The organism is Parabacteroides caecihominis, from assembly GCF_023656785.1.
Taxonomy (GTDB): domain Bacteria; phylum Bacteroidota; class Bacteroidia; order Bacteroidales; family Tannerellaceae; genus Parabacteroides; species Parabacteroides segnis.
Map to the genome: position 1 here is coordinate 43,768 of NZ_JAMOKS010000008.1, position 23,963 is coordinate 67,730.

17 protein-coding genes are annotated in these 23,963 nt (G+C 43.9%); 6 read left to right on the forward strand and 11 right to left on the reverse strand.

The features are described 5' to 3' along the window. The first annotated feature begins 28 nt into the window (after positions 1–28). The 4 genes from pyrB (at position 29) to NBH14_RS08130 (ending at position 2,782) form a co-directional block, all read left to right on the forward strand. Positions 29–949: an aspartate carbamoyltransferase gene (gene pyrB / locus NBH14_RS08115; RefSeq protein ID WP_007659291.1), complete on the forward strand. Its 921-nt coding sequence runs from the start codon at positions 29–31 to the stop codon at positions 947–949. Positions 950–955: 6 nt separating this feature from the next. After that, a complete protein-coding gene (pyrI, locus tag NBH14_RS08120; RefSeq protein WP_007659289.1) occupies positions 956–1,420 on the forward strand; it encodes an aspartate carbamoyltransferase regulatory subunit in 465 nt (154 codons plus the stop codon). A gap of 74 nt (positions 1,421–1,494) precedes the next feature. After that, positions 1,495–2,061: a flavin reductase family protein gene (locus NBH14_RS08125; protein WP_128135240.1), complete on the forward strand. Its 567-nt coding sequence runs from the start codon at positions 1,495–1,497 to the stop codon at positions 2,059–2,061. A gap of 4 nt (positions 2,062–2,065) precedes the next feature. Continuing rightward, positions 2,066–2,782 carry a porin family protein gene (locus NBH14_RS08130; protein WP_007659285.1) on the forward strand — a complete coding sequence of 239 codons (717 nt, stop codon included), beginning with the start codon at positions 2,066–2,068 and terminating at the stop codon, positions 2,780–2,782. Between the two features lie 6 nt (positions 2,783–2,788). Here the strand turns inward: NBH14_RS08130 and NBH14_RS08135 are convergent, their stop codons facing one another. Genes NBH14_RS08135 through porU form a run of 3 tightly spaced genes read right to left on the reverse strand, consistent with a single transcriptional unit; the run spans position 2,789 to position 10,180 of the window. Next, positions 2,789–5,668: a PD-(D/E)XK nuclease family protein gene (locus NBH14_RS08135; protein WP_186960709.1), complete on the reverse strand. Its 2,880-nt coding sequence runs from the start codon at positions 5,666–5,668 to the stop codon at positions 2,789–2,791. A 32-nt stretch (positions 5,669–5,700) separates the two neighbouring features. Beyond that, complete coding sequence (mgrA, locus tag NBH14_RS08140; RefSeq protein ID WP_186960710.1) at positions 5,701–6,696, reverse strand: L-glyceraldehyde 3-phosphate reductase; 996 nt, start codon at positions 6,694–6,696, stop codon at positions 5,701–5,703. A 34-nt stretch (positions 6,697–6,730) separates the two neighbouring features. After that, complete coding sequence (gene porU, locus NBH14_RS08145; protein ID WP_186960711.1) at positions 6,731–10,180, reverse strand: type IX secretion system sortase PorU; 3,450 nt, start codon at positions 10,178–10,180, stop codon at positions 6,731–6,733. A 124-nt stretch (positions 10,181–10,304) separates the two neighbouring features. Here porU and NBH14_RS08150 point away from each other — a divergent pair, with 124 nt between their 5' ends. Further along, positions 10,305–11,186 carry an aldose 1-epimerase family protein gene (locus NBH14_RS08150; protein WP_186960712.1) on the forward strand — a complete coding sequence of 294 codons (882 nt, stop codon included), beginning with the start codon at positions 10,305–10,307 and terminating at the stop codon, positions 11,184–11,186. An 86-nt stretch (positions 11,187–11,272) separates the two neighbouring features. Here NBH14_RS08150 and NBH14_RS08155 read toward each other — a convergent pair whose 3' ends face one another. Beyond that, positions 11,273–13,390: a M3 family metallopeptidase gene (locus NBH14_RS08155; RefSeq protein WP_186960713.1), complete on the reverse strand. Its 2,118-nt coding sequence runs from the start codon at positions 13,388–13,390 to the stop codon at positions 11,273–11,275. 47 nt (positions 13,391–13,437) lie between these two features. Then, entirely contained in the window at positions 13,438–15,555 is a 2,118-nt protein-coding gene (locus NBH14_RS08160) for a M3 family metallopeptidase (RefSeq protein WP_186960714.1), read from the reverse strand. Positions 15,556–15,668: 113 nt separating this feature from the next. Between NBH14_RS08160 and NBH14_RS08165 the strand changes: the two genes are divergently transcribed. Then, the gene (locus NBH14_RS08165) at positions 15,669–16,613 is read left to right on the forward strand and encodes an NAD(P)H-dependent flavin oxidoreductase (RefSeq protein ID WP_186960715.1); all 945 of its coding nucleotides are present in this window, start codon (positions 15,669–15,671) and stop codon (positions 16,611–16,613) included. Positions 16,614–16,628: 15 nt separating this feature from the next. Here NBH14_RS08165 and neuC read toward each other — a convergent pair whose 3' ends face one another. From neuC to NBH14_RS08195, 6 genes are all read right to left on the reverse strand, one after another. Then, a complete protein-coding gene (neuC, locus tag NBH14_RS08170) occupies positions 16,629–17,756 on the reverse strand; it encodes a UDP-N-acetylglucosamine 2-epimerase (protein WP_186960716.1) in 1,128 nt (375 codons plus the stop codon). Between the two features lie 63 nt (positions 17,757–17,819). Continuing rightward, a complete protein-coding gene (locus tag NBH14_RS08175) occupies positions 17,820–18,965 on the reverse strand; it encodes an N-acetyl sugar amidotransferase (RefSeq protein ID WP_186960717.1) in 1,146 nt (381 codons plus the stop codon). Positions 18,966–19,034: 69 nt separating this feature from the next. Continuing rightward, positions 19,035–20,090: an N-acetylneuraminate synthase family protein gene (locus tag NBH14_RS08180; RefSeq protein ID WP_186960718.1), complete on the reverse strand. Its 1,056-nt coding sequence runs from the start codon at positions 20,088–20,090 to the stop codon at positions 19,035–19,037. A gap of 6 nt (positions 20,091–20,096) precedes the next feature. Continuing rightward, entirely contained in the window at positions 20,097–21,569 is a 1,473-nt protein-coding gene (locus NBH14_RS08185; protein ID WP_186960719.1) for a hypothetical protein, read from the reverse strand. Between the two features lie 127 nt (positions 21,570–21,696). Then, entirely contained in the window at positions 21,697–22,890 is a 1,194-nt protein-coding gene (locus NBH14_RS08190) for a glycosyltransferase family protein (protein ID WP_186960720.1), read from the reverse strand. A 12-nt stretch (positions 22,891–22,902) separates the two neighbouring features. Beyond that, positions 22,903–23,946 (reverse strand): NAD-dependent epimerase/dehydratase family protein, encoded by a 1,044-nt coding sequence (locus tag NBH14_RS08195; protein ID WP_222622128.1) that lies wholly within the window; start codon positions 23,944–23,946, stop codon positions 22,903–22,905. Positions 23,947–23,963: the final 17 nt, after the last annotated feature.

Consider the following 23,963-nt stretch of genomic DNA (forward strand, 5'->3'; position numbering starts at 1 on the left):
TTTGCAAGAAAGACAGATTATACACAAAATGAAAAGTAAAAGTTTAGTTTCTATCGATCAATGTTCCAAAGAGGACATTCTTCGTATTCTGGATAACGCCAGGAAGTTTGAGGAAAATCCGAACCGAAAGCTACTGGAAGGCAAAGTGGCTGCCACCCTGTTTTTTGAACCCTCTACACGCACGCGATTAAGTTTCGAAACAGCTGTCAACCGCCTGGGCGGACGAGTGATCGGATTTCAGGATGCTTCTACCACCAGTTCTTCCAAAGGGGAAACGCTGAAAGATACCATCCTGATGGTCAGCAATTATGTCGACCTGATCATTATGAGACATCATCTGGAAGGCGCTGCCCGTTATGCATCCGAAGTAACGGACATACCTATCATCAATGCGGGCGACGGTGCCAATCAGCATCCCTCGCAGACTATGCTCGATTTATACTCCATTCAAAAGACACAGGGAAAACTGACCGACCTGAACATTACCATGGTGGGCGACCTGAAATACGGACGGACAGTGCATTCGCTGATTGTCGGCATGTCACATTTTAATCCAACTTTTCATTTCGTGGCTCCGGACGAACTTCGCATGCCGGACGAATACAAGAATTTCTGCGACGAGCACGGCATCAAATATTACGAACATACGACATTCGATGAAGATGTTATCAACCAGTCCGATATTCTTTACATGACCCGCGTACAGCGCGAACGCTTTACCGACCTGGAAGAATACGAACGAGTAAAGAATGTGTATATCCTGCGCAATAAGATGCTCGAAGGAAGCCGTGAAAACCTTCGTATCCTTCATCCCCTGCCCCGCGTAAACGAAATCGCTTACGATGTGGATGATAATCCGAAAGCCTACTATATCCAGCAGGCACGTAACGGATTGTTCGCCCGTCAGGCAATTATTTGTGAAGTTCTTAATTTATCAATTGAAGATTAATCAGTCATGTCAGTAGAAAAGAAAAGAGAATTGCAGGTTGCCGCTCTGGAGAACGGAACTGCTATCGACCATATCCCCCCCAGCCAATTATTTAAAGTGGCCAAATTGTTGGGACTTGAAAATATGGATAACACAATCACGATCGGAAACAATTTCCAAAGTAAAAAAATGGGATGCAAAGGCGTGATTAAAATATCCAACAAGTTTTTTGAAGAAGACGAAATCAACCGCATTGCCCTGATTGCTCCCAAAGTAATCCTGAACATTATCCGTGATTATGAAGTTGTGGAAAAGAAAACAGTTACATTGCCGGACGAACTGGTTGGATTGGTTAAATGCAACAACCCGAAATGTATCACCAATAACGAACCGATGCCGAGCCGTTTCGAAGTAATAGACAAAGAAAAAGGAACAATCAAATGTCGTTATTGTGAACGTAAAATCAATAAGGAAGACATCATTATTAAATAATTGAAAATTGAAAATTGAGAATTAGTTTCTTCTCTTCTCAATTTTCAATTTTCAATTCTCAATTTTTAATTCATATGAAGCAAGACTGGAAGCCCGGTACCATGATTTATCCTTTACCCGCCGTAATGGTTAGTTGTGGCAGCGAACCTTCAGAATACAATATTATAACGGTGGCGTGGGTCGGTACAATCTGTACCAATCCACCCATGTGTTATATATCCGTACGTCCCGAACGTCACTCTTATCCCATACTGAAAAAGAATATGGAGTTCGTCATCAACCTGACAACACGCGAACTGGCCTATGCCACCGACTGGTGCGGTGTCAATTCAGGTAAAGGGCATCATAAGTTTGAAGAAATGGGACTGACACCGGGTAAAGCCACGTTAGTAAACTGTCCCACTATCGAAGAAGCACCTCTTTGCATTGAATGCCGGATCAAGGAAGTGATTGCTTTGGGCAGTCACGATATGTTTATTGCCGACGTCCTGAATGTTCAGGCAGATGATAAATACCTGGACCCGCAAACGGGAGCATTCGATATGCAACGAGCCGACCTGCTAGCTTATTCACATGGGAAATATTATGGATTAGGTGAATTTGTCGGTAAATTCGGCTGGTCTGTAAAAAAGAAAAAATAAACGTATGAAAAAGATACTTCTTCTATTGCCTGTGTTTTTTCTCTGTATATCAGCCAACGCGCAGAAATTTATACAGATTGAGGACAAAGCGTTTAACTTCGGAGCAAAGGTTGGTGTCAACTCTACGTTTCCAATCGTTAATTCGCTTACAATAGATGATGTCAAAGCAGAGAATATCCGCCTGCAATATAAGGTGGGCTATCAGGCTTCTGTCTTTTGCAGAATCAATATCGACCGTTTCTTTATCCAGCCGGACCTGTCATGGTATCACACGAAAGGAGACATTCTTTTCTCCATGCCACAAAATACCGAGTCCAACTTAGCCGATAGCAATACACCGGAAACAGACCTGCTTCAATTAAAAACCACCTCACTCGAAATGCCTGTTATGATTGGCTATTACCTTGTCAAAGAAGGACCTTATGCCCTCAGTATGATGGTAGGCCCTAAAGTGAAGTATAATTATAAGGTACGCTATACGACACATTTCTCTGAGGTCACGAATGAATACATCAACGACAGCACCCCGTTTGAGTTGGGTATTGCCACCGGGTTGGGTGTCAGCATCTGGAGGCTCTTTTTCGAATTCACCTATGAATTCGGACTCAACAAAGTCGAATCCGATTTCAAAGACAAATCCTCGCAAAACCCGATTGAAAGAAACATCTCGATCGACAAACGGACTAATATGATGAGTTTCTCACTCGGTTTCCTGTTCTGACCTGTACTATTTTCCACAGATATCTTTGAAAGGACACCAGGCACAGGCTTTTTCCGTTGTTGTCTGTGTAAACGGTGTTTCACGTCCGAATATCTCATCCAGACAACGGCGCAATTCTCCTTCAAACGCTTCGGAATATGCCGAGAAATCGGTTACCGGTTCCGTTTTCGTCCGTTCAATGCGTCTGCTGACTGAGGCGTCGAACGAGTCGGAGAAAAGCGTACGCATATAATAGATTCCCGGCTGAATTGTCTTTCCTGCAGGAGCGGCTCCAAGCATCCACGAATACATGAAAACCTGCATTACGGCTTTGGCACGGTCTTTATCTTCCTTATCGAACAAGCTTTCGACCGAAGTGAAAACAGATGTTCCGCTCCCACTCTTATAGTCGATAATACGAACCGCATCACGCACCTCGTCAATACGGTCGATAAAACCTTTCAGCTGAATCTCTGTCCGGTTGTCACCCAACGTAAACAGACGGTTAATCTTCCTTTCCGATTCAATATACCGGAAAGGCGTCAGTTTACTGTCACGTTCCAATATCTTCTCCACATATTTCCGAATCATCTCGCCTATCAGGAAGTTCTGCCCCGTCAGAGGACGTACGACGTCCGACATAAAGAAAATTTCTGCAAATGCCCGGGCGATGGCACCCGTCAGGACAGGCGTATCTTTCTTAATTGCTTTCAGCAGGTCGGCTGTCACTATCTTTCCACAGAGAGGCATATAGAGTTCTTCCATTACCTTATGCAAGATGCTACCGAACACGTTACTTTCAATCGTTTCGCTAACCTCTTCTTCTTCCTGTATACCTTCGACTACCGAGAAATAGAATTTCAACGGACAGTCCAGATACGTATTGACGGCACTGGCGGAAATAGCCCGGTTTCCCCCTTTGTGGAAAGCATTCAAGCGCTGCATCACTTCGTCCGTCTTCTTCACCTGCAAAGCCGGAGTCTTGGCAGACGATACATTATATACGACCAGTTTGTTTTGCAACGGCACTTCGTAGTGATAATGCAATTGATGGACAAAACGGCTGACTTCTCCTGTCTGTAAACCGTTACTGCGGGTATCATAGAGTAAACTGACATGGCTCGCCCTATAAATTAAACGGTAAAAATGGTAGGCCCAGACACTGTCCTGATGTTCATAGGTCGGTAATCCGAATCCTCTTCGCAGATTATACGGGATAAATGAGTTTGCCGCCTTACGCAACGGGAAAATCCCTTCATTCATGGAAAGGATAATCAGTCGGTCGAAATCCAGTGCACGGGTTTCAAGTACTCCCATAATTTGCAAACCGGACAACGGTTCTCCCCGGAAAGGAATGGTAATCGTATCGGTTACCCGCTTGAGCAGACGGAAATAGGTATCTATCTTCATTTCTATTCCGGCATCCTGCATAATTTCTTTCATCCGGTTGACAGTCGTGAAATAATGGAAGATAAATTCCTGCTCGAGGTCATTGGTCCGTTGTGTAGCATCCTCTTCTTCTTCATCGGACGACAAGGCGTGCATCACCTTGTTCAACTCCTGCAAGACATTAATGAGGTAATCGGAAAATGTATTCACATCGGTCACCGGGAGAAAGAGGACCGACAACAAATCGGTCTTTCCCAAATCAACAGCAGAAATATATATCCGGTTATTTTCCGCAATATCTTTCACCAGGGCATTCACTATTTCCGGGCAGGTCGAACTGATATACCGGTGATTCAATATAGGTAATACATCCCGGAAATAAAAGACCGGTTGCCGGTCTACATAGCGTACGTTTTTCTGTAACGCAAGAATATATTCCATCAACGAAGCGACAGGCGTACCCGCCAACGGGTATCCCATCGTCACATTAATCCGGCGAATCTGTTCAGGAATTGCGTTCAGTACCGGAATAAGCAAATGTTCGTCGGGCAGAATGATCGCTGTACGCAATGCATCCTCGGGTGACATCTCATCCTCCTTGCACAGTTCATTTAATAAGGTATAGACCTGTTTCGCCTGACCGATACCGGACGGAATACCGATGACTTCAATTTCCGTATCTACTTTCTCTTCGGCAGGAAGCGAATATTGAGAAGGGAAGTTTTTGAGGTTGCGCTCAACAAAATAAGAGGCTTTGTTGTTCGGGTCGGTCACCTTGTCAGAAGCATAATCCCAATAGAAATCGGCAATGCCCTGTTTCTGCAACTGAATCAGAAAACATTCCTCTGCCACAGACAAAGCATTCAGTCCGACAAAGACAACCTTCGTATAAGGCAGGTCACAACAGTTGTTCTGCTCCATCAGTTCGACTACTTCGCGGAATATCATTCCTTCATAGCCTCTTCCTTCTGCGGCTAATGCGTCACGCAAGTCATTATATAATGTATACAAGATTTTCCACACGGCAAGAAACTCTTCCTGATTCGGAGAATCTCCTTTCGGATAAAACGATGACCAGAAAGTACGGATAGCGGCAATCTGCTCTGCATCCAGAAAGCTGAAATCATTTTCTATCTCCCGCAAGTCCGTTACATTGGTAAACAGCATGCGGGCGTCGGCCATGTATTTATCGACATCATCGAAATCGTTCAATAACATTTCTCCCCAGTACAGGAACTCGTCGAAAGTTTCTGTCGAACCGCTATGCCGGACATAAATATCATACAGCATAAACAGCATACTGATTCTGTCGGCCGTCTGCTTACCGCTCAACTGTACAAACAAATCGTTAATGGTCAAGATTGTCGGGGAGAAAAGCGGTTTGTCAGCTACTTCCGAAAGATATTTCTGAAAGAACAATCCCGTTCGGCGGTTAGGAAAAACAAAGGCCAGCCTGCTGACCTCCGCTCCGTATTGCTGATAAAATAAAGAGGCTATCTGTTGTAAAAATGGTGTCATATAAATAATAATGTATCAATAAATCCGGAGCTTCATTTCAAAATAAACTCTATCCGCTCTAACTCTTCATCGGTGAAAACGGTATTACGCAATGCTTTCAGATTATCCAGCAGCTGTTCAACGGAACTGGCTCCGACAAGGACACTGGTTACACGGTCGTCTTTCAGCAACCATGCCAAAGCCATTTCAGCCAATGTCTGTCCACGTTCCATTGCCAATTCATGTAGCTGACGAATCTTATTTATCTTATCATCCGTCACCTGTTCCCGTTGCAAATGGCCGGTCGACTTAGCGGCTCTTGAATTCTCAGGTATCCCATGCAGATATTTATTGGTAAGCATTCCCTGTGCCAAAGGAGAGAAAGCAATCATGCCGACACCTTTTTCTTGCAGCAAAGGCAGCAAATCCGGCTCCGTCCAACGATCGAACATAGAATAACGGGCCTGATGGATCAAGCAAGGAACATGATGCTCTTTCAATACAGCCAACGCCTTCTCCGTCTGTTCCGCATTATAATTTGAGATACCGACATACAGCGCTTTCCCCTGGCGAACGATATCTGCCAAAGCCCCCATCGTCTCTTCTATCGGCGTTTCCGGATCAGGACGATGGGAATAGAAGATATCCACATACTCCAATCCCATTCTTTTCAGACTTTGGTCAAGACTTGCCATCAGATACTTACGACTTCCCCAGTTTCCATACGGTCCCGGCCACATATCATAACCGGCCTTAGTCGAAATAAGAAGTTCGTCGCGGTAAGCTCCCAAACCTTTTTTCAATATCCGACCGAAGTTCTCTTCTGCCGAACCATAGACCGGGCCGTAATTATTTGCCAGGTCAAAATGGGTAATGCCGTTATCGAAAGCCGTATAAGCTATCTTTATAAAATTATTGAAGACATCCACACTTCCGAAGTTATGCCATAACCCCAAAGAAATGGCCGGTAACAAAATACCGCTACGTCCGCAACGACGATACGTCATGCCGGCATATCTGTTTTCATCTGCTGTATATATACTTTCCATGGTTTGTTTTTATTTCCTACAAATGTAAGTAAAATCACCATAAAATAATCATCTTCTTCGCTTCCGTTGCCTCCTTTGAATTATTAGTGCTTATCGCAGCCCTGTAAATATAAACTCCGGGACGGACATGGCTTCCTGAATTATTTCTCAAATCCCAATCTATCACATAATCTTTGAATAATTCGGACGAACCAGTCTCCTCATGTTTCCAATGCAGCCGGCCTGCAATGTCGTAGACCATGATACCGACTTTCATCTGGGATTCGGGACGGTTGTGTGTAAGATGGAATTCAACATTGCCTTTTGCCGGTGTCGGAGTTGCGACAATATTGGTGATGAAAGGTTTCAAGCTCTCATCTACTTCGAACCGGAACGTGTAAGTTGTTGGATTTCCCATGACATCCCAAACTTTAAAGACAGCCTCATGCATTCCCGCACTTAATTGCGGAATACCGAATCTCACTTCACCTTCTCCTTTCCGGCCAAATATATTGTCATAGTAAGAATTCAGATTATAGCTGGTAAAAGGTTTATTATCTATCATAAGCATCACATCATGCCCGACACCGCCTTCTGTTATATCCACCCCCGTCTGATCCCACAACCGGGCATAGAAAAACGGAGTCGTATTTACTTTGTCACCACTCACAAATGTCGAATCGTTCAAATAAAGTTTTACTATTTCAGGACCTTCGTGATCGTCCAAAGGATCATCAGAAGTGCCTTGTACCTTATAATTCGTAAAGTTACCTTTTGCTTCTATTTTCTGCTCGCTATCCGAAGCATACAGAATCATCTTTCCGGCCTTACCGGAATAAGAAATATTGCCCGGGACATAAAAAGAGAAGCTGAATTTGCCGTTCTGAACTTGGGTTGAACCTTTATAAACAAGGTTTTTATAATCCGTATATTTAAAAGCAGTATCATTTCTGAAGTTATTCCGCGTCGTAATTTCGATTTTACTATCCATCACTTTCACTTCCAGCTTTCCGTTGAAATTATCAATTATCGAATTATCCGGAGCTAATATCTCTCCCTCTACAGTCACTTCATCATAAGCTCTGAAATTAGTTGAATTCTGAACCGCATCTTTTCCATTAATCGTATTAATACGTATTTTATGGGAAGGTAAAGTCAACTTTAAAGCAGGATCACCAATAAAGGTGAAGTTTAGGTTTTTCGATCCTAATGATTTATTATCAGACTTAACACTTCTGACCACATCACCCAAAGCCGGATACAAGCTTTGATCGAATAACTTCCCTAGAAAACTATTATTTATTCTATCATTCTCAGAACCGTAAGCCACTCGAACAGTTGTATACAATGCTATGCCTCCACTTTTTTCATTTAGAAAAATGCTCTCTCCTGCCGACGTTGCCAGTGCATCAAAACGACAAAAATCACAGGTAGCCGTAATCCATAATGGTAATTTGGGATAGGAGAATTTATCTATCATCGGTTGTGTAAGAACATTCTCATCAGACCACGAAGTCGTGCTTCCATGCCCAGTATAATTAATCAGCATCAATCCCTCTCTTAACTTCTTATTCATTTCGTCTGTTACGGCCGAATATGAATTTGAACTAGAATAGTCTTTGGCATAATTATCAAAAAACAATCTGCTTGCCAGAACATCCGGAGCTTTATCTTCAACCGTTTGAGCTGCTCCATTTGCATATTTCATATGATCATTCGCATGTTTGTTTGTTTTATCCGCATTACTTCCATCATCTGCCACAAAACAAGTTTCACTTTTCCAAATGCCCAGCTCTTCATTATTCATATAGCGAATAACCTTATTGACCATCTTCCGGGCATCCGAAACCGAACGGATAGGGAAACGCCCTATCCCTATATCCACCGGACACGATTCTATACTTTCCCCATTAGAAGCATCATCCAGAAAACCAAAATAATCATCTGTCACATAAGATTCTTGATTTAACGAATTTTCTGACTGAAAGGTAAGCAGGAAATTCTCTCTCCCCTTCTCACTCATCTTACTCCATGATTCCGTAACAAAACGGTTATCGTAAGCACCATCTCCGAAAAGCAACAAGTATTTCGGACGATCCTCTTTTGAGGCCGCTTTATCATACAACATCTTCATAAACCTCCTATAGGCTGTTGCGTCGGGAGTTCCACTTGAAAATTCATTATATATTTCTTCCGGTGTTACCACTTCTACACGTAAACCATCTTGTGTTTCATGTGCTTCTTTCAATCTCTCCGCTTCTTTTCGTAAAGTAGACGGAGAGATAATAATCATATCTTTATTCGACCAGCCATGAAGGTTCCTGCACTCAACCGCACCTTTACTGACAGGGACAGGAAAATCCGTGCGATCAGTCCTTATCAAAACAAATTCTCTCAATGAATTACTTTCCGGAATAGTAAAAGACATGGTAGAGCCGGTCAGTTCTGTTTCTATTATTTTACAGTTTGCAGGATCTGTTATATCCATAACCATACAGGCTGAATTAGCGCCTTCTATTACAAATCGGGATGCATGATTCCGGGATTTTATTGAACGGAAAAATGTATATGGTTCATTGTAAGTCTTCAATTGACGTTTGACATTCAAACGGATATAATCTACATAACCATCAACGCTCGGTTTTTCCTGTTTGTTATATTCCAATTTAACACTCAATTTATCACCAGACTTATAAGCATACTGTACTGTAAAATTTACTTCTTGACCTTTCACATATGCATCGTTTTTTCCATCCGGCGTTATAGGGACACTTCCACCTACCTGGCCATTCAATACCACATTATTAGATACTTTCGTGAGTGCTACAAACCTGCAATCGGCATTAATATCACCTTCTATAATACCTAACACTTCCGGATCCCCAAAATCATTAAATACTTGTCCCGTCTTAGATAACTTTTCAAACAACTGCCTTCCGGAAAAATTAATCGAAACCAAATCTTTCTCATGCAGCAAATAGTCATCAAAAGTTTCTATCCTTTCACTGCTCGTTTTACCACTACTTTTAATTTGCTCCGGGACTTTAACTTCTGCCCCGTCCGTCAGAAAATAATAGCTGTATTCAGAATAAGGGTTATTAGTATGGACAAAAACTTTTTTCTTGTCTTTATTCGTATATTTTACTTCCTTATACTCCCATTTCGTCGTTCCCCGCCCATAAAAAAGGATATAATCATCCTTTCTCAGCACCGGGACAGCAGGCAGATCATCCACATAAGGTTTTGTGAAATCTTCTTCCAAAGGCCAGCCGCCATATCCATAGACAGCAACTTTCGAAGGATCGTCAAATCCCATCTTCTTCAATTCAGAATAAGTGAGTTTGTAGATTCCATCCTGCTCAATCTGTATTTTCACCCAGTTTCCTTTGCTCAATACAGAGTTATCCGTATACCGTTCACCGGCCTTCACCGAGAGCGAAAAACAGAGGCAAAGCAAAGTCGCGATACCACTTATCAGAAATGATCTTGTTTCGTGTAGTTCCATATTTTCAACTATTCAATGATCTTTTAACGCTTTCTGTTTTGTTTTATTATAAAAGAGCGTGAGAATCAAAAAATAAGTTCATTAACTTTGCTGAAACGGAAAATAACATAAACAAATAAATCTGATGAAGAAAACAGTATCGAATAATCAGCTCACCATTCAGGTGTCATCACATGGAGCCGAACTAAGCAGCATCGTTGCCAACGCAACCGGTAAGGAATATTTATGGCAGGCCGATCCAACCTTCTGGAAACGCCATTCGCCAGTACTTTTCCCTATCGTAGGTAGTTTATGGAACAACGAATATCGCCATAACGGAAAGACTTACAAGTTATCACAACACGGTTTTGCACGGGATCAGGAATTTAAACTGATAAAAGAGACTGATACGGAATTGCGGTTTCAACTACAGGATAATGAGGATACATTACAATTATATCCTTTCCCCTTTTGTCTGGAGATAGGATACAAACTGGCCGGAAACCAGATAGAAGTCTTATGGACAGTGAAAAATACCGGAGACGAGGAACTGCATTTCCAGATTGGAGCGCATCCGGCCTTTTATTATCCTGATTATGATAAAGACAGCTGCTTAAGAGGCTTCTTTGCCTTCGACCGGCATGAGGGACTTTCCTACAAACTCATTCAGGAAAAAGGTTGTATCGGAGACAAGGAATATCCGCTTTCACTTGACAAGGAAGGATTATTGCCCCTGGATATACATACTTTCGATAAGGATGCATTAGTACTTGAAAACAGCCAGGTAAAACGGGTGGATTTACTGAAACAGGATGGCGGCTCTTATCTGACGGTATATTTCACAGCCCCTGTTGTCGGCCTTTGGTCGCCTCCCTCAAAGAACGCACCCTTCGTATGTATCGAACCCTGGTATGGCCGTTGCGACCGTGTTAACTACACCGGGGAATATAAAGACAGAGACTGGATGCAACATTTACTGCCGGGAGAGACGTTTGATGCGTCCTATATTATAGAGATACATGGATAGAAAATATTGAACCGGCCTGTTTCATTATGACGGCGCCTGTAAAGGCGGTTCGCGAACCGCCCCTACCAACGACGCTACATTTGTCTTTATTTCAACCCCCTGTTCTTCAACAACGGTTCCGTGTTCGGTTCTTTGCCACGGAAATTTTTATACATATCCATTGCGTCGTCGATACCGCCAGGGGTAAGAACGTATTCACGGAATTTGGCAGCTACTTCCTGGTTGAAGATATCTCCGGTTTCCTTATAAGCCTGGTAAGCATCTGCATCCAGGACTTCGGCCCAGATGTAACTATAATAACCGGCTGTATATCCGCCGCCCATCGTGTGATTGAAATAAGTAGTGCGATAACGGGAAGGTATCTGTTTCAATAGTCCGCGTTCACCCAGAACAGTTTCTTCAAACTTCATGACATCTGCACCCTCATGTACTTCCTTCAATACATGGAAATCCATATCGAGTAAAGAAGCGGCCAGATATTCAGTCGTAGCAAAGCCCTGTCCGTACTTTCCGCTCTTATCCAACTTTTCAATCAGTTCGGCCGGAATCACTTCGTTTGTCTCATAATGTTTCGCATATTCTTTCAGTAACTCAGGTTCGAACACCCAATGCTCCATCACCTGTGAAGGCAGTTCGACGAAATCGCGGGGAACACCCGATACACCATAATAATGTACGTCCTTAAACAAGTTATGCAAACCATGTCCGAACTCATGGAACAATGTTTCCGCTTCATCCGCACTCAACAAAGCAGGTTGCCCCGGAGCCGGCTGAGAGAAATTACATACAATCGTTACGACCGGTCCCTGACGTTTACCGTCTTTATAAGTCTGCGAACGATAGGTTCCGCACCATGCACCGCCGCGTTTGCTGGCTCTCGGGAAGAAGTCCATATAAAGAACACCCAGATGCGTGCCGTCTTTATCCTTACATTCGAAAGCCTGTGCATCCGGATGAGGCAACGGTATTTCCTTGATGGGTGTAAAGGTAATACCATATAATTTATTGGCTAACAGGAAAGCACCGTCACGCACATTCTCCAGTTTCAGATACGGGCGAACCTGATTTTCATCCAAATCGAACTTAGCCTTCTTCGCTTTTTCGAAATAATAACGCCAGTCCCAGCCTTCCGCTTCGAAGTTGCCGCCTTCCTTTTTTATTTCGGCATTGATATCAGCCAGTTCTTCTTTCGCTTTCCCCAGGGCAGGTTTCCATATTTCGTCCAACAGAGCATATACTTTATCCGACGTTTTTGCCATACGGTCTTCCAGGACGAAAGAGGCATAATCGTCATATCCCATCAACTTCGCTTTTTCCAGGCGAAGCGTAACCAGTTTAAGCACGACATCTTTGTTATCGGCATCATTGCCATTATTTCCACGGTTGATATAACCTTTGAAAATCTTTTCACGCAACGCACGGTTATCGGCATATTGCAAGAAAGGCATCACGCTCGGATTATGCAAAGTGAAAAGCCATTTGCCTTCCAACCCCGCTGCACGGGCAGCAACCTCCGCATTCAGTATCAGGCTTTCGGGCAGGCCGGCAAGGTCGTCTTTATTCTCAATAACCAATTGGAAAGCGTTTGTTTCCTTCAACATATTCTGTCCGAATGTCAACTGAAGCATAGATATCTCACTGTTCAGTTCACGTAAACGGGCTTGTTGCTCTGCATCCAGGTTCGCACCGCCACGGACAAAACTCTTATAGGTTTCTTCCAGCAGCTTCTTCTGTTCCTTATTCAGGTTCAGAGATTCCCGATTATCATACACAGCCTTTACACGGGCAAACAAATCTTTATTCAGACGGATATCATCACTGTTTTTTGATAATAACGGAGACAACTCACGGCTTAACGCCTGCATCTCATCATTTGTGTTGGCACTGTTCAGTCCACTGAAAACGGCATTGACCTTACGCAGCAGGCTACCGCTCTGGTCAAGGGCAACAATCGTATTCTCAAAATCGGGAGCAGCCGTCTGACCGACAATATCATCTACTTCCTTTTGTTGTTGCGCAATCGCCTCCTTAAAAGCAGGCATATAATCATCCAGTTCGATTTTATCGAAAGGAGGAACTCCGAACGGAGTAGTGAACTCCGTTAGTAAAATATCCCCTGGAGCTAAGATTTCAGACTTTTTCTCCGGCGAACTGCAAGCACTAAGTGCAACAGCTATGCCGGCTGTCATAATCATTTTCTTCATATTGTTCTGTTTAAGCATGTTACATGCGCAAAGATAATAAAAAAATCTTATTTTAACCCCCTGTTCTTTAGCAACGGCTCAATGCCCGGCTCTTTGCCACGGAAGTTTTTATACATATCCATTGCATCATCGATACCACCCGGGGTAAGGACATATTTACGGAATTTGGAAGCAACCTCGGGGTTGAAGATATCGCCGGTTTCTTTGTAAGCCTCGAAAGCATCGGCATCCAGCACTTCTGCCCAGATGTAGCTGTAATATCCGGCAGTATAACCACCTTCCATCGTATGGCCGAAATAAGTAGTACGGTAGCGCGGAGGTATCTGGCGGATTAATCCGCGTTTGTTCATCGCTTCAGCTTCAAAGGCTTCGATATCCATGTCGGGCTGCTGTTCTTTCAAGGTATGATAATCCATATCCAACAAGGAAGCGGCCAGATATTCGACCGTAGCAAAACCCTGTCCGTATTTGCTGCTTTTCACAATCTTGTCAACCAGTTCCTGCGGAATCACTTCTCCTGTCTGATAATGTTTGGCATATACTTTCAACACTTCCGGTTCGAACACCCAATGTTCCATTACCTGCGAAGGCAATTCCACAAAGTCGCGGGGAACACCGGCTACTCCGGTATAATGAACATCAGCAAACAACCCATGCAACGCATGACCGAACTCATGGAAGACGGTTTCTGCCTCATCCGCACTCAGCAATGCGGGTTGTCCGGCAGCCGGTTTACTGAAATTAAATACGGTGGTAACGACCGGCAGCACCTTCTTTCCATCTTTATAACTCTGATCACGGTATCCGCCACACCAGGCACCGCCACCTTTACCCGGACGAGTATAGAAATCCATATAAAGGACACCCAGTGAAGAACCATCCTTATCCTTACATTCGAAAGCAAAAGCATCCGGGTCCGGCTTCGGTATATCCTTGATTTCCGTAAAGGTTATTCCATACAACTTATTCGCTACATAAAAAGCACCTTCACGCACATGGTTCAGTTCCAGATAAGGGCGGACTTCGTTTTCATCCATATTGAATTTTGCCTGGCGGGCTTTATCTGCATAATAACGCCAATCCCAACCTTCGGCTTCGAAGTTACCACCTTCCTTCTTTATTTCGGCATTGATATCGGCCAGTTCTTCCTTCGCTTTTTTCAGCGCCGGAGTCCAAATCTGGTCAAGCAGGTTATACACATTCTTCTCGTTCTTTGCCATGTTCTCATCCAGCACAAAAGCGGCAAAGTCTTCATAACCCAGCAGTTTGGCCTTATCCAGGCGGGCGGCTACTAGTTCTTTGACAACGTTCTTATTGTCATTCCCGTTGCTATTGTTTCCACGGTTGATATACGCCTTGAATATCTTTTCCCGTAACGCACGGTTATCGGCATATTGCAGGAAAGGCATTACGCTCGGATTGTGAAGCGTGAAAATCCATTTGCCTTCCATTGAATCGGCAGCGGCAGTTTCGGCGGCAGCGGCAATCAACGATTCGGGAAGTCCGGCCAAATCCTCTTTGTTATCCACAACCAGTTTGAAGGCATTCGTTTCTTTCAGTACGTTCTGTCCGAAAGTCAGCTCCAGAACAGATATCTTTTCATTCAGTTCACGCAACCGGGCTTGCTTGTCAGCGTCGAGATTGGCTCCGCCACGTACGAAACCTTTGTAGGTTTCCTCCAGCAACTTCTTCTGTTCCTTATTCAGATTCATTGAAGCCTGCTTGTCGTACACTGCCTTTACACGGGTAAAGAGAGCCGGATTCAGGCTGATATCATCCGAATGGGCGGAAAGAACCGGATACAACTCCTGCTCCAGAGCTTGTATTTCGTCGGTCGTATTCACACTCGACTGGCCGCTGAAAGCATACATCACTTTAGTCAACAATTCACCTGAGCGGTCAAAGGCGACAATCGTATTCTCGAACGTCGGTTCTTCCGGGTTATTGACAATAGCGTCGATTTCCTTTTTCTGTTCTTCCATCCCTTTCTCAAAGGCCGGCTTGTAATGAGCCACTTCTATCTTGTCGAAAGGAGGAACACCGAACGGAGTCGTATATTCTGTAAAGAACGGATTGGGTGCGGCATCGGCCACATCGCTTTTCTTCGAGGAGTTGCAGGCTCCTAAAACTACTGCCAGACTGGCAGCCATAAGCGCTTTATTCATAACTGTTATATTGTAAGAATTAATTTATATCCACATTATTTATAGAATCAGACACGCAAAGATAGGTAAGTTTTATTTTACTTTGTTCCCCTAACATTATAAATAGATTAGCCATGAACAGAATATGTAAATTGTTTGGTATTAAATATCCTATTATACAAGGTGGAATGGTTTGGTGCAGCGGCTGGCGGCTGGCTTCGGCGGTGAGCAATGCCGGAGGACTCGGATTGTTGGGAGCCGGCTCCATGCACCCCGAAGTATTACGCGAACATATCCGGAAATGCCGGGCTGCCACCGACAAACCATTCGGGGTTAATGTACCTTTGATGTATCCGGAAATCGAAAGCCTGATGAACCTGATGGTCGAAGAGGGAGTAAAAATCGTTTTCACCTCTGCGGGAAGTCCAAAGAAATGGACTCCGTTCCTGAAAGAACACGGCATAACGGTCGTCCATGTGGTGAGCAGTTCCCTGTTTGCCGTCAAATGTGAGGAAGCCGGTGTGGATGCGATTGTAGCCGAAGGTTTCGAAGCCGGAGGACATAACGGACGGGAAGAAACAACCACACTTTGCCTGATTCCCGCCGTACGCCGTGCCACTTCCCTTCCGCTCATGGCGGCCGGGGGAATAGGAACCGGTGATGCCATGCTGGCCACTTTTGCTCTCGGGGCCGAAGGTGTACAGGTTGGAACACGTTTCGCACTGACCGCCGAAAGTTCCGCCCATGAAAACTTCAAGCAGCTCTGCCTCAGCCTCAACGAAGGCGACACGAAGCTGTTGCTGAAAAAGCTCGCCCCCACCCGCCTGGTGAAAGGCGGTTTCACAACAGCCGTAGAAGAAGCCGAAGCGCGGGGCGCATCGGTCGAAGAAATGCGTGCCTTATTAGGTAAAGGCAGAGCCAAGAAGGGTATGTTCGAAGGCAATCTGGAAGAAGGAGAACTGGAAATCGGACAAGTCGCCGCCCTGTTCAGGAAAGAAGAGACGGTTGCCGAAGTGATGGAAGAAATCAGTACCGGCTACCGGCAGTCTCTCAGCCGGTTAAAGGACGAGACAATTTAAAATCTTCGTCCGATTTCAGACCTTATTCAAATCCTTAAATTGCTTTTGTTTTGAAGTATTCCAAAAAGAAGGAGTGAGCAGCAATTCAAGAAACGATCCGGCACTGTTACCCTGGCCAAATGCATATTCCGGCTTTTCTTCTATGTGCTCTATGGAAGTTATCGTATTCAGTATTTCTGCAGAATCTTCTTTGCAATTATGGATGAAAGGAGAAGATGCCCGGTTCTCCTGGCGGCTGCCTATATTTATACAAGGGATCTGATAAGCAGGGGCTTCGCGGATACCGGCACTGGAGTTCCCTACTATAATATCAGCATTCTTCAGCAACGACAGGAAATATTCGAAACGCATGGAAGGGATCAACCTGAACCGGGGATTCCCTTTCATCCGGCGGTAAGCGTTCAATATGATCTGCGACCCCAGATCATTATTCGGATAGATCACGATATAATTACGGGTATCAGCCAGTAATGCATCCACCAGTTGTCTGACATGAGACTCCGTATGTTCAAATTCCGTCGTTACCGGATGATACATCACAATACCATAGTTATGGTAAGGTATCTCATAATATTTTTTTACAGTTTCTATTTCCGGTAACTCATCCGAGAACATAATATCCATATCCGGCGAGCCGATCACAAAGACCGATTCCCCCAACTCTCCCATCTGCATCAAACGCTTCCTCGCCTTTTCATTGGCTACAAAGTGCGTATGGCTCAGTTTACTGATCGCATGTCGTATCAGTTCATCGATCGTTCCTGATAGTTCCCCACCTTCAATATGGGCTACCAGTCTATTATTCAGGCTTCCGGTTATTGCCCCGGCGAGCGCCTCCACCCTATCCCCATGAACGACAATCAGATCGACAGGATTCTCTCGCAGATAAGTCGACAACCCGTCGATGGTTTTGCCCAAGGTCAGATCCATCGTTGTTTCGGAAGTCATATTCATATATTTAAATATGTTTTTACAACCACAACGTTCTACCTCTCTGTAAGTGGCTCCATATAAACTCTGCATGTGCATGCCGGTAACAAATATGGAGACTTCAAAATCCGGATGATTATCCAATATCTTCACCAATGATTTCAACTTTCCGAAATCGGCGCGCGTTCCGGTTACAAATAAGACACGTTTCATATAATATCAATACTATTCAGAATGCAGCAGGAAGAACCTGCCACATTCTCTAAATTATAAAATCTAAAACAAAATACTACGTTTCCCCTCTACCATACCGACTCCGACTTCAAACTTTTCATGCCACACTCCATCCCGATCCTGATAAAACAAATCGCGGTTGTACCATTTATCCATGATCCGCCAGAATTCACGGGGAGTCATACCTGTATATTGCAGATACCCATCCACCATTCTCTGGTCCAGCTTCTTATCATGCTTTTTCACCAACGGGATCATTTCCTCACGGGTAACATGCCCTGCCCGAATCCAGCGCGAAGCCATTTCCGTAGCTGCCGCATGACCGAATTTCAGATATTTAATGTATCCGCTTAAACCATAAGCACTGGAATCGATATGATTATAATTTTCTAATGCACCTTCGCGCATATGTTCATGATCCATATGACGGAATCCGAACCGTTTGGCTACTTCATAATTATGATGAGCATCCCAAGGTACGTAATAACTCATATAAATGGCTTCCAAACCGGCAGCATCATATTCATCCAGAGTCATCATCCGGGCAGAATCCATTTCTTTTTCCGTTACAGAACCATCTTCCAGTAATGTATTCCAAATCGGCTTAACCACATCATTAGCCATTTGCATCCGGGCTGAAGGTGTTTCATAATTATGTTCCCCTCCATAAGTATAGTTGATGTTTTCGCCATATACCAATAATTTCAACCCCAACTGAGCCGTCATCCGATACGGAAATGCATAGATCAAAGCATCTATATACCATGCTGGAGAACCAAATTCTTCAAATGTTTTACGGGCCATCAACTTCGAAAGCCGTGTATTAGGCTGCAAATAAAGCAGATCCACACTGAATGCTTCCGCTATATTTTCCAGGTTCTTACGTCCGGCATCAGTCCAGTCATAATTACCGACGGATAACAGTACCGGATTCATCTTCATTACTTCCTTCATGTAATAGACCTGATAGATCGAATCCTTTCCTCCGGAAGCTGCAATAGCGCAATCATACGATTTACCGTTACAACCACGGTACTTATCACAAAGGACTTCCAGTTCTTTCAAACGTGCATCCCAGTCTGTGTATTTTTGCTTTTCAAAATTGTTGCAGGCAGCACATACACCATTCTCATCAAAAACAATACCCGGACGGGTATCGGGCATCAAACATTTTTTACAATACCTCATATCAATAATTTTTAATTAAAAATTATTGACTCATAGTTCTATGAGTCAATTTATTACGCTCTGATTTTTTCATTTTTCAATCATATCATACAATAGCTGTACATCACTCTCTATATCCACAAGAGCTTTCTTTCCCAGCAAGCTGTCATACGATTCCGCCAGGATACCATCCATGCCCGGACGCTTTACCCAGATGTTTTCCCTTGTGAAACATTCCCCCTTTTTTACCGGACGAATCGTAACAACAGTTGCGTAGGCAAAGTCTATCGTTACTTGTTCTTCCGGAAGAGGTCCCTTATGCCCTCCACGCATCGAATGGATGATTCTGCTTTGCTCAATCAGTTCGCGCACGGCCTGTTCATCCATCGAGCAGCAGATATCCGGACCTTTACGATCCATACGGTCGGTAAAATGTCTTTCAACAACAGAGGCACCAAGAGCTATAGCAGACAAACAAGCCAGATTGCTTGTCGTATGGTCGGACAAACCATACACACAACCGGGAAAAGCCTCTGCCATTTCCTGCATCGCCCCTAAACGGACAAAATTGGATGGTGTCGGATAAAGGTTTGTCGTATGCAAAATGGCCACCGGCACATGATACTGCCTGAATATATTTACCGCCTTGCGGATACTCGATATAGTATTCATCCCGGTTGAAAGGATGACCGGCTTATGCGCCTGTGCGATATGCCTCAGCAACGGATAATTATTACATTCTCCCGAACCGACCTTAAAAGCCTTCACATCCATACGCATCAGCCTGTCGGCAGCAGCACGCGAAAAAGGAGTACTGAGAAATATCATCCCCTTCGACTCCACATATTCCTTCAATGCAACCTCTTCCTCCTCCGACAATGCACATCGTTTCATAATCTCATAGATCGAAACATCCGCATTGCCGGGTATTACATTTTTAGCAGCCTTACACATTTCATCTTCAACAATATGCGTCTGATGTTTCAGTATTTCCACCCCTGCACGGGCCGCTGCATCCACCATCTCGAACGCAGTCTTTAACGAGCCTTCATGATTAATCCCCATTTCGGCTATCACCAAAGGAGGATAATCCGGTCCGACAGGACGACCGGCTATCACCAATTCTTTCTTTGTTTTTCCATTCATAAAAAATCAGATTTTAATATGTATCAAATCAATTTGTTCTTCAAAAGAAGCAGCCGGCAAACCTTCCCCGTTTACCAAATTAGCTTCAACCGGATATTCACCAAAAGCATAATGTACCCAACAGGGAACGGGTACCTCCGGACAAGACAAAACCACTTCATTTCCTTCAATCCATGCTTTTGCCGGACAAAAACTCCGGTCTACCCCGGCAACCTCAAATGTTTTCGGTTCATCGCTATCCTTCGTACAAAGACCGTCCGACCAATCGAACTTTATATATATAAAGTTATCACGAAGCGAGGCTTCGTGATAAAGCGGGCCGCAGGGTATAATATCTTTATCATAAGTGTTATATAAAGCTAAACGGGCCAAACGTTCACCCACAGGTTTACGATCCGGAAAGTGTACACTATTTACCACCGACAAATCACAAGAAACAGCCATACCGGAAAATGGAATTCTTTTTAATAACCGGCGCTGACTGTTACGGATTTCCGGGTAATAATAATGTAATCCCTTACCAAAAGCCTTCTCATAATTCATCCCGTGCAATTGTACATAATAAAAAGGGACACATTTTCCCCAGGCTTCACGCCAGTTGTTTATCTGCAACTCCTGTAACTTTTCAAACAAATCCATATCATCCAACTGCGCGCTACTTTCACCGGAAAACCATATTACCCCTTTTATGGCATAATCCTTGACCGGACGAATAAATGTTTCAAAACAATAACCCGGATGATAAAAGTGCAATTGCCGATGATTCTGACTGTCTTTTCCCAGATTCAGAATCACACGTTCTTTCATCCATACTGTTACTTTTTGATTTATGTACCAGTCTGTCAGAATCTCAGGACATTCTCGTTGAAGGATACGACGTTCTATCCAGCAATATTCCGAGGTTCCTCCCATAGGATTTACAATCAAACCGACCGGTTTCTGCAACTGCCGGGATAACGACTCTCCATAGAAATAAGCAATGGCGGATAAAGAATGGGGCGCATCCTTTGAACAATCATTCCATCCTCTTGTCTGTACACAATGGTAAATGTTCATGCAACGATTTATCCACCGATTCCACTTTACCGGGTAAGGAGGTTTAATAGCTTCCATACCCAAATACCGGAAAGGCTGATTTCCGGATTTTGAAAAAATAGTATCATCATCTAATGCATGTTCTTTCAGGTATTTTATCAGAGTGATCCCCATATTACTTTGTCCCGAACAAAGCCAGACTTCACCGGCATAAACATCTTTATAGATCAGCTTCTTTTTTCGGGATGCTATCATCAAAGTATAAGGACCTCCTGCTGTTAAAGATTGGAGTTCTACCTCCCAACACCCATCAGACTGGCAATAGGTTTCTTTTTCCTGCCCGGCAATATGCACGCTAATCCACTCACCAGGCATCACCTCTCCTTTTATATGTATCGTTTCTTCACATTGCAGAATCATCCCGTCTCCATATAAAAAAGACATGCTAAGTTTCTTTCTTATCCTTAACTTTATAAGACCCTTCAAATAATAAATCAAATAAGGAAAAGACTCCATCTCTCTTTTTAAAGGGATAAGTAAAGAAAATAATTTATAGCTTTTCAGCCTTTGCTTAACTGTTCCTGTATTCATTACTTAATTTCTCCATATTACAATAGTGAATAATATCCTGGAATGCATTTTCCTGCATAGCCGCCAATCGGTAAGCATAATTCAATGCGGCCTGTTTCTTCCGGTTGATCGTTTCCATGTCAACCGATCGATAAAATTCCCCTATTGCCTGATCATAATTTTCTGATTTCCGGATCAGCCAGATAGCATCAGGAAACATGCAATATCCTTCCGACCGGTCGGAAGCGTTATACAGCACCGGGCTTCCGGCACAAATCGCACTGACTACTTTTGACGGTACACAGACATGGTCCCAACAAGGTAATAACGATGCCACATTGATATCGGCAAAAGCAAGTTCTTCCGCCGACACATAATCTGTTAATACAACCCCGGGGATTACTCCCGCTCTTCGCAATACATTTTCGGCTTTTGCCCCGTAAAGGGCCAGTATCATGACAAACTTCCCGGAATCCAGCATTTCTATCAGCCGGATCAAAAAAAGATCATCATGTGCCTCACCGAGATTGCCGGCATAACACAGAATAATTTTGTCCTTATATTTTTCTTTCCACCACGGTACGGTTTTCCCTTGTTTTATCGGATTGATACCGCAAGGAAGTACGGTATGCGGTATTTCCCTTCCATAATTACGCTTCAAATAATCATATTGCTGTTCCCCCAAAGCAATCATAAAATCCGGTGTATGGTGATAAACAAAACGGTGAATAAGCCCGAAGAGCGGATTCCCGGAATTGACCAGCTTTGCCGAGCAAAAGGCATCCGGATACAGATCCATCGTCCAGCATATCCAACGCGAACGGCTGAATGGTTTAAAAAAGGTCGCCCAGAAATTAATCAGCGGCGGGTCCGTAAGAAAAATACGAATATCCGCATCCCCTCTTATGCAAGAAGAAAAGATCAGACGAAAACCGTCCAGCAAACTGACCAGCAACCGGATCAGTTTATTATTCCCGTCGTAAACCGGTTTCAGTTCATGAACTGAATAAGGCAATTGTACCTGGCTTGCAACCTGCCCCCTATAAATCGTATCGATTGAGAATGTATGTACCTCCTGTCCGTTAGCACAGAGGAAATCTGCCAATATTTTGACAGATTTCCCGGTTATAGACGAATGGCGGGGACCATATTTATTTATGATATCGATCTTCTTTGCTTCTCTTTTTCCATCCATAGTTGAAAATTCTCATCTACTCTGCCACCCTTCATAAATTTCACTGAAAATCTGATCCAGCGAACGCGTTATATCCCAAAAGGGATAATGGGCTTTCATCTTTCTCAAATCACTGTAATAGCAGATATGGTCGCCAATACGGTTTTCATCCGTATAATCGTAGATCATCTTTTTTCCTGACAACTTTTCTATTTTATCGAAGGCCTCCCAGATCGAACAGGTATTCTCCTTACCGCCTCCGATATTATAAACTTCCGCTATACGGGGAGCCTTGATAAAAGCCTCCATGAAACACGCCACATCATACGAATGGATATTATCACGTACCTGTTTGCCTTTATACCCAAACACATGATAAGGCTTCTCTTCCAGATTACATTTGATCAGATAACTCAGAAAACCGTGAAGTTCCACAGCCGTATGGTTCGGGCCGGTCAGGCAACCGCCACGCAACACACAACTCGGCATACCGAAATAACGGCCATATTCCTGTACCATCACATCTCCGGCCACCTTTGAAGCGCCAAAGAGGGAATGTTTGCTCTGATCGATACGGAATGTTTCGGAAATGCCATGCAGATAAGTCTTATCCGCATACTCCCAGCGGGTAGCCAATTCTTTCACCGGAATTTCATTGGGAGCATCCCCATACACCTTGTTTGTCGACATATGCAGGAAAGGAATATCCAACCGGTAACGGCGTGTTGCCTCCAGCATATTCAACGTACCTACCGCATTCGTATCAAAATCGTCAAACGGGATCTCGGCTGCCCGGTCATGGCTCGGCTGAGCCGCCGTATGGACAATAGCGTCCGGTCTGATTTCAGAAACCAGACGGATAACACCCTCCCGGTCACGAATATCCATCTCATGATGTACAAAACCCGGAATCAATCGTTGCAGACGTTCCTGATTCCAACGCGTATCACCCTGGGGACCAAAGAATACGGCACGCTGATCATTATCAATCCCATGTATTTCCCATCCCAGTTCAGAGAAATGCATACACACTTCCGAGCCGATAAGCCCGGAAGAACCTGTTACTAAAAGTCTCATAATTTACTGATTTATTA